Origin of the sequence: Propionicimonas sp. (assembly GCF_047606205.1) — a bacterium.
GTDB lineage: Bacteria > Actinomycetota > Actinomycetes > Propionibacteriales > Propionibacteriaceae > Propionicimonas.
Genome location: NZ_JASGES010000149.1, coordinates 1 through 6,897, shown reverse-complemented (window position 1 = coordinate 6,897; position 6,897 = coordinate 1). Strand labels below are relative to the sequence as shown.

Below are 6,897 nucleotides of genomic sequence, written 5' to 3'. Positions count from 1 at the left end.
GTCTCGCCGCGGGCACGGGCGCTCGCCGCGTCCCGGGGGATCGCAGCCGACCTGCTCGCCGGCACCGGCCCGCAGGGGCGCGTGATCGAACGGGACGTGCAGGCGGCGATCGCCGCCGGTCCGGGCCTGACCCAGGGTGCGCGCGCCGAGGCGTCCGGGTTCCTGCCGGGCACGGCGGGATCGGGCATCGGTGGGCGCGTGACCCGCGCCGACCTGGCTCCCGGCAGCGCCGACGGGGCAGCGGCCGCCCGTCCTGACGCCGGCGTCCTCGCGGCGTCCGGCGGGTCGGGGGAGGCGTTCCCGGGCGCGTTCACCGACACGCCGCTGAAGGGGGTCCGCAAGGTGATCGCCGAACGGATGATGGCCTCGCTGGCGACCTCCGCGCAGCTGACCTACACGGCGACCGCTCCGGCCGCCGGCCTGCTCGCCCTGCGGAAGCGGCTGAAGAGCGCCGCCGACCCGCAACTCGCCGCGGTCACCATCGGCGACATGGTCGGGTTCGCCGCGGTGCGCACGCTGTTGAAGCACCCGGCGGTGAACGCCCACCTGTCCAGTGGGGTGCTGCGCGAGTTCTCCTCCGTCCACCTCGGCATGGCCGTGGACACCCCCCGCGGCCTGCTGGTGCCGACTCTGCAGTTCGCCGAGGCGCTGTCGTTGCGGGACTTCTCCGCGCAGTGCAAGACGCTGGCCACCGCGGCGATCGGCGGCTCGATCAGCCCGGACCTGCTGGGCGGGGCGACGTTCACGGTGTCCAACCTGGGCGCCTTCGGGATCGAGTCGTTCACGCCGCTGCTGAACGTGCCGCAGGTGGCGATCCTCGGGGTGGATGCGATCTTCCCGCGCGCGGTGATCCACGCCGACGGCAGCGTCGGCGCCGAACAGCGGATCGGGTTCTCGCTGACCGCCGACCACCAGGTGATCGACGGTGCGGACGCCGCCCGCTTCCTGAAGGACCTGTGCGCGGCCGTGGCCGACATCGACCTGACCGTGCTCGGCTGACCTGATCGAGGCGAGGGAGAACGAACGTGATGACGATCCGGCCGATCGAGGGTCAGGGCGAGGACAGAGGGGGATTCTGATGGCCGACTACGACGTGATCGTGCTGGGCGGCGGCCCCGGCGGGTACATCGCCGCCGAGCGGCTGGGCCACGCGGGGAAGAAAGTGCTGCTGGTCGAGAAGGACGCGCTGGGCGGTACCTGCCTGAACGTGGGCTGCATCCCCACCAAGAGCCTGCTGAACTCCGCGAAGCTGTACGCGCACGCCCGGCACTCCGCACAGTTCGGGGTGACGGCGGAGAACGTCAGCTACGACTGGGCCACCGTCCAGTCGTGGAAGGCGGAGGTGGTCAGGACCCTCGTGGGCGGGGTCGGTATGGCCGAGAAGCGCGCCGGCGTCGAGGTCGCGAACGCCCACGGGACGCTGGTCGGCCCGGGCGTGGTCGAGGTGGAGGGGGTCCGGCGGAGCGCCGACCACGTGATCATCGCGACCGGCTCGGTGCCGGCGATGCCCCCGATCCCCGGGGCGAAGGACAACCCGCTGGTGGTCGACTCCACCGGCCTGCTGGCCGTCGAGGCCGTCCCGAAGCGCCTGGCCGTGATCGGCGGCGGCGTGATCGGGCTCGAGTTCGCGTCCCTCTTCGCGGCATTCGGCGCGCAGGTCGAGGTGATCGAGATGCTGCCGGAGATCGTTCCCTTCATGGACGACGAGCTGGCCGCGAAGCTCCGCAGGGCGCTGTCGGAGGTGACCTTCCGGCTCGGCTGCCGGGTCACCGGCATCGACGGCTCGACGGTGGTCTACACCGACGCGCAGGGCGCAGGGCAGCGTGCGGATGCCGACCTCGTGCTGATGGCGGTCGGACGGCGCCCGCTCGTCGACGGGTGGGGCGCGAAGGAGTCCGGCCTGGAGGTCGGGCCACGAGGCGTGGTCGTCGACGACAGCATGCGAACCAACCTGCCGAACGTCTGGGCGGTCGGCGACGTCACCGGACGCAGCCTGCTCGCGCACGCCGCCTACCGGATGGGTGAGGTCGCCGCTGCCCACATCATCGACCCGGTCGCGGCGAAGCGCGCCGGCCAGACGCTGCGCACCGACACCATCGGCTGGGCGGTGTACTCGATCCCCGAGGCGGCCGGCGTCGGGCTCACCGAGGCGCAGGCGGCCGGGCGCGGCCACGACGTGGTCACCGCCACCGTGCCGCTGGCGGTGTCCGGACGCTTCGTCGCAGAGAACGGCGTCCGTGGCCCCGGCGCGGTGAAGCTGATCGCCGATGCCGGGACGCGGGCCGTCCTCGGCATCCACATGCTCGGCAGCTACGCCCCCGAGACCATCTGGGGCGCGGCCGCCGTCCTGGAGACCGAACTCACCGTCGACGACCTGCGCCAGGTCGTCTTCCCCCACCCGACTGTGTCCGAAGGCATCCGCGAGGCTGCCTGGGCCCTCAAGGACTGACCCCCTCCTCCCGACGGGCCGGAGTCCCTGCCGCCCCTGGCCGGCTGAGACTCCGACCCGTCGGGGAGACCACATCAAGAGCGAAGGAAGAGATGCCCAAGTCACTAGCTGTGAACCCGGCCGAGGTCCGCGCGGCCTCGACGATCACCGTCCCGCCGATCCCGGTGAACGCGTACACGCTCGACTTCACCGCCGCGAAGAAGCGTTACGGCGCGGACGGCCTGGTCGCGATGCTGCACGACATGATCGCGATCCGCGAGTTCGAGTCGATGCTGAACTCGATCAAGACCACCGGCGGGTGGCAGGGTATCGAGTACAACCACAAGGGTCCCGCCCACCTGTCGGCGGGTCAGGAGGCCGCGGCGGTCGGTCAGGCCGCCGAACTCGACGCCGACGACTACATCTTCGGCAGCCACCGCAGCCACGGGGAGATCCTGGCCAAGAGCTTCTCCGCCGCGCGGAAGATGGACGCCGCGAAGCTCGCCGAGACGATGAGCAGCTTCCTGGGCGGCGACACCCTTCGCTACGCGGAGAAGATCGGCTACGACACCGCTGAGGAACTGTCCGAGAACTTCATCCTGTTCGGCACCCTGGCCGAGATCTTCGCCCGCAAGGTCGGCTTCAACCGGGGCATGGGCGGCTCCATGCACGCCTTCTTCACCCCATTCGGCTCGATGCCCAACAACGCCATCGTCGGCGGTTCGGCCCCGATCGCTAACGGCTCGGCGCTGTTCAAGCGGGTGAACCGGCAGCCGGGCATCGTGATCGCCAACATCGGGGACGCGTCCATGGGCTGCGGGCCGGTGTGGGAGGCGATGATGTTCGCCGCCATGGACCAGTACCGCCAGCTGTGGCGGCCCGAGGACGGCGGCAACCCGCCGATCCTGTTCAACTTCTTCAACAACTTCTACGGCATGGGCGGCCAGACCGACGGCGAGACTATGGGCTACGACATCCTCGCCCGGGTGGGCGCGGGCGTGAACCCGGAGGCCATGCACGCCGAGCGGGTGGACGGGTACAACCCGCTCGCCGTCGCCGACGCGATCGCCCGCAAGAAGGAGATCCTGCTGGCCGGGCGCGGCCCCGTCCTGCTCGACACGATCACCTACCGGATCAGCGGCCACTCCCCGTCCGACGCCTCCAGCTACCGGACGCGGGAGGAGATCGAGGCGTGGGAGGCCGCGGACTCGATCACGTCCTTCTCCGACCTGCTGGTCAGCAAGCGCGTCCTGAAGGGTGCGGACGTGGACGACCTGCGTGCCCGGATCGTCGAGCGGCTGACGAGGGTGCTCGCGCTGGCGTCCAGCGACGACCTGGAGCGGGTCGACGCGACCTACATCGAGTCGAAGATGCTCAGCAACTCCCATGTCGAGGCGTTCGGCGCCGGCGATCCGGAGCTGCTCGAGCCGCTGGCCGAGAACGCCAGGGTGAAGGCGATCGCGAAGAAGGTGCGCAAGACCACCGACGCGGACGGCAAGCCGGTCTCGAAGGTGCGGATGTACCAGTTCCGCGACGGCCTGTTCGAGGCGATGGCGCACCGGTACGCGATCGATCCCACCCTGTGCGCGTGGGGCGAGGAGAACCGGGACTGGGGCGGCGCGTTCGCCGTCTACCGCGGGCTGACCGAACTGCTGCCGTACCGGCGGCTGTTCAACTCCCCGATCTCGGAGGCGGCGATCGTCGGCGCGGGAGTGGGCTACGCGCTCTCCGGCGGCCGCGCGGTCGTCGAGCTGATGTACTGCGACTTCCTCGGCCGCGCGGGCGACGAGGTGTTCAACCAGATGGCGAAGTGGCAGTCGATGTCGGCCGGCCTGCTGAGGATGCCGTTGGTGCTGCGGGTGTCGGTCGGCAACAAGTACGGCGCCCAGCACTCGCAGGACTGGTCGGCCCTGGTCTCGCACATCCCGGGCCTGAAGGTGTTCTTCCCGGCCACCCCGACCGATGCCAAGGGGATGCTGAACGCGGCCCTGGCCGGCACCGACCCGGTGGTGTTCCTGGAGTCCCAGCTGCTCTACGACATCGGCGAGCAGTTCGAGGCCGACGGCGTGCCGGAGGGCTACTACGAGACCCCCGAGGGCCAGCCGGTGGTGCGCCGCGCCGGCACGGACGTGACTATCGCCACCCTGGGCGCCACCCTGTACCGCGCCCTGGCGGCCGCCGACACCCTGCAGGAGAAGTACGGCATCTCCGCGGAGGTGATCGACCTGCGCTTCGTCGCCCCGCTCGACTACACGACGCTGGTCGAGAGCGTGAGGAAGACCGGACGCCTCGTGCTCGCCTCCGACGCGGTGACCCGCGGCTCGTTCCTGCAGACCGTCGCCACGGACGTCCAGGACCTGGCCTTCGACGCCCTGGACGCCCCGGTCGTCGTGGTCGGCGCCCGTAACCACATCACCCCTGCTCCCGAACTGGAGGACCTGTTCTTCCCCCAGCCGGCGTGGATCGTCGACGCCATCCACGAGCGCATCCTGCCGCTGCCCGGGCACGTCCCGACGTCCAACTGGACCGACGGTGAGCTCGTCCGCCGCACCCGCCTCGGCGTCTGACCGGACCGAGTAAGGAACCGTCCCCAACCCGGTCCGGACTGAATCGGGGACGGTTCTCTACTCGGTCCGGGCTGGGCCGCGGACTGAATCGGGGACGGTTCTCTACTCGGTCCGGAAGCCGTCGACGAGTTCTGGGTATGGGTCGCGGTCTGGATCGGGGACGGTTCTCTACTCGGTCCGGAAGCCGTCGACGAGTTCTGGGTAGGTTGGCAGCATGACTGACCTGAGTGGCAAGAAGGTGGCGTTCCTGCTGAAGCGCGGCGTCGAGCAGCCTGAGCTCACCGACCCGTGGGCGACTCTGGAGAGTGCGGGCGCGACGCCGGTCCTCGTCAGCGAGGAGCCCGGGACGATCACCGCGCTGATCGGTGACTGGGACCGCGGCGACGACTTCGACGTGGACCTCACGCTCGACGAGGCGGATCCCGACGACTACGACGCGCTCGTGCTGCCGGGCGGCACACTGAACTCCGACAAGATCCGCACCAATCCGAAGGCGATCGCGTTCGTCCGGGCCTTCATGGACGCGGGCAAGCCGGTGGCGTCGATCTGCCACGGGCCCTGGATCCTGATCGAGGCCGGGGTGGTGCCGGGCCGGACGCTCACGTCCACCACCCGCATCTCCACGGACCTGAAGAACGCCGGTGCCCGCTGGGTCGACCAGGAGGTCGTCGTGGACGGCAACCTGGTCACCAGCCGCAGCCCTCGCGACCTGCCGGCCTTCAACGCCGCGCTGGTGGAGGCCGTCGCCAACGCCTGAGGGACCTATGCTCGCTGCGTGACGAGGCAGGACCTGGCCGACCTGGCGCGGCTGCGCCGCGCGCGGGACCTGATCGACCGGGAGTACGCCCGTGCGCTGGACGTGGCGGAGATCGCCAGGACCGCGCTGATGTCGCCTGCGCACTTCGCCCGCCGCTTCCGTGCCGCCTACGGGGAGACGCCCTACGCGTACCTGATGACCAGGCGGATCGAGCGGGCGAAGGCCCTGCTCCGCCGCGGCGACCTCTCGGTCACCGAGGTCTGCCTGGCGGTCGGCTGTTCGTCGCTGGGGTCGTTCAGCGCCCGGTTCACCCAACTCGTGGGGGAGACTCCCACCTCCTACCGCGCCCGCAACCACGACGGCCTGGCCGCGGTGCCCGGCTGCGTGGCGAAGCAGGTCACCCGCCCGCGCAGGGAACCGAGCAGGAACGGAGAAGCGCCGGCCGTCGCAGGTGCCTAGGTTGGAGGCATGGATCTGACCCTCTCGACCTGTTTCGTCCAGGTCACCGACCCCGACGAGGCGCTCGCGTTCTACCGTGACGCCCTCGGCCTGGAGGTGCGCAATGACGTCGCCCGCGGCGCGTCCCGCTGGATCACGGTGGGCTCGCCGGCCCAGCCGGGCGTCTCGATCGTGATCACCAACTATGTGAACGGCAGCCCCGACGACAACGACACGGTGGCTGCGCTGCTCGCGAAGGGGGCGATGAACGGCGTCCACTTCCGCACCGGCGACCTCGACGCCACCTTCGACCACCTGCGCAGCGCGGGCGCGGAGGTCGTCCAGGAGCCGGCCGACCAGCCGTGGGGGACGCGCGACTGCGCGGTCCGCGACCCGGCCGGCAACCTCGTCCGGATCGACCAGCCGCCCTCCGCCTGGTCGTGACCCGGACGGGCAGCGAGCGCCGGGTCAGCTGACCCGGAGTCGGTACCAGCCGTCCCGGACCGCACGGTGCCAGCGCGCGGGCAGGAAGGCCCTCAGGGCGAGATCGGCGCGCCTGGCCAGCGGCAGCAGGACGGGGAGTGCCCTGCGGGCGACGGCCGACGGGGGGCCGCCTGCGGCGGGATCGCGGGCGAGCTCCGGCATCAGCGCCCGGCTGCTGCGCACGGCCACGCGGCCGCTCAGGTAGGCGCCGGCCGCCACCCGGC

General features: G+C 71.1%; 7 protein-coding genes. 6 read left to right on the top strand and 1 reads right to left on the bottom strand.

The genetic code is table 11. The annotated features are described in order from the left end of the window. From QM633_RS09525 to QM633_RS09500, 6 genes are all read left to right on the top strand, one after another. The coding region (locus QM633_RS09525; RefSeq protein WP_415153519.1) for a 2-oxo acid dehydrogenase subunit E2 at positions 1–999 on the top strand (999 nt) is incomplete at its 5' end. Between the two features lie 79 nt (positions 1,000–1,078). Then, the gene (gene lpdA / locus QM633_RS09520) at positions 1,079–2,449 is read left to right on the top strand and encodes a dihydrolipoyl dehydrogenase (protein WP_415153518.1); all 1,371 of its coding nucleotides are present in this window, start codon (positions 1,079–1,081) and stop codon (positions 2,447–2,449) included. Positions 2,450–2,541: 92 nt separating this feature from the next. Beyond that, positions 2,542–4,995 carry a thiamine pyrophosphate-dependent enzyme gene (locus tag QM633_RS09515; RefSeq protein WP_415153517.1) on the top strand — a complete coding sequence of 818 codons (2,454 nt, stop codon included), beginning with the start codon at positions 2,542–2,544 and terminating at the stop codon, positions 4,993–4,995. Positions 4,996–5,209: 214 nt separating this feature from the next. Beyond that, positions 5,210–5,752 carry a type 1 glutamine amidotransferase domain-containing protein gene (locus tag QM633_RS09510; protein WP_415153516.1) on the top strand — a complete coding sequence of 181 codons (543 nt, stop codon included), beginning with the start codon at positions 5,210–5,212 and terminating at the stop codon, positions 5,750–5,752. Between the two features lie 18 nt (positions 5,753–5,770). Next, on the top strand, positions 5,771–6,211 hold the full coding sequence (locus QM633_RS09505; protein WP_415153515.1) for a helix-turn-helix transcriptional regulator: 441 nt from the start codon (positions 5,771–5,773) through the stop codon (positions 6,209–6,211). Positions 6,212–6,220: 9 nt separating this feature from the next. Next, on the top strand, positions 6,221–6,634 hold the full coding sequence (locus QM633_RS09500; protein WP_415153514.1) for a VOC family protein: 414 nt from the start codon (positions 6,221–6,223) through the stop codon (positions 6,632–6,634). A 24-nt stretch (positions 6,635–6,658) separates the two neighbouring features. Here the strand turns inward: QM633_RS09500 and QM633_RS09495 are convergent. Further along, a partial coding sequence (locus tag QM633_RS09495) for a hypothetical protein (protein WP_415153513.1) occupies positions 6,659–6,897 on the bottom strand: 239 nt, incomplete at its 5' end.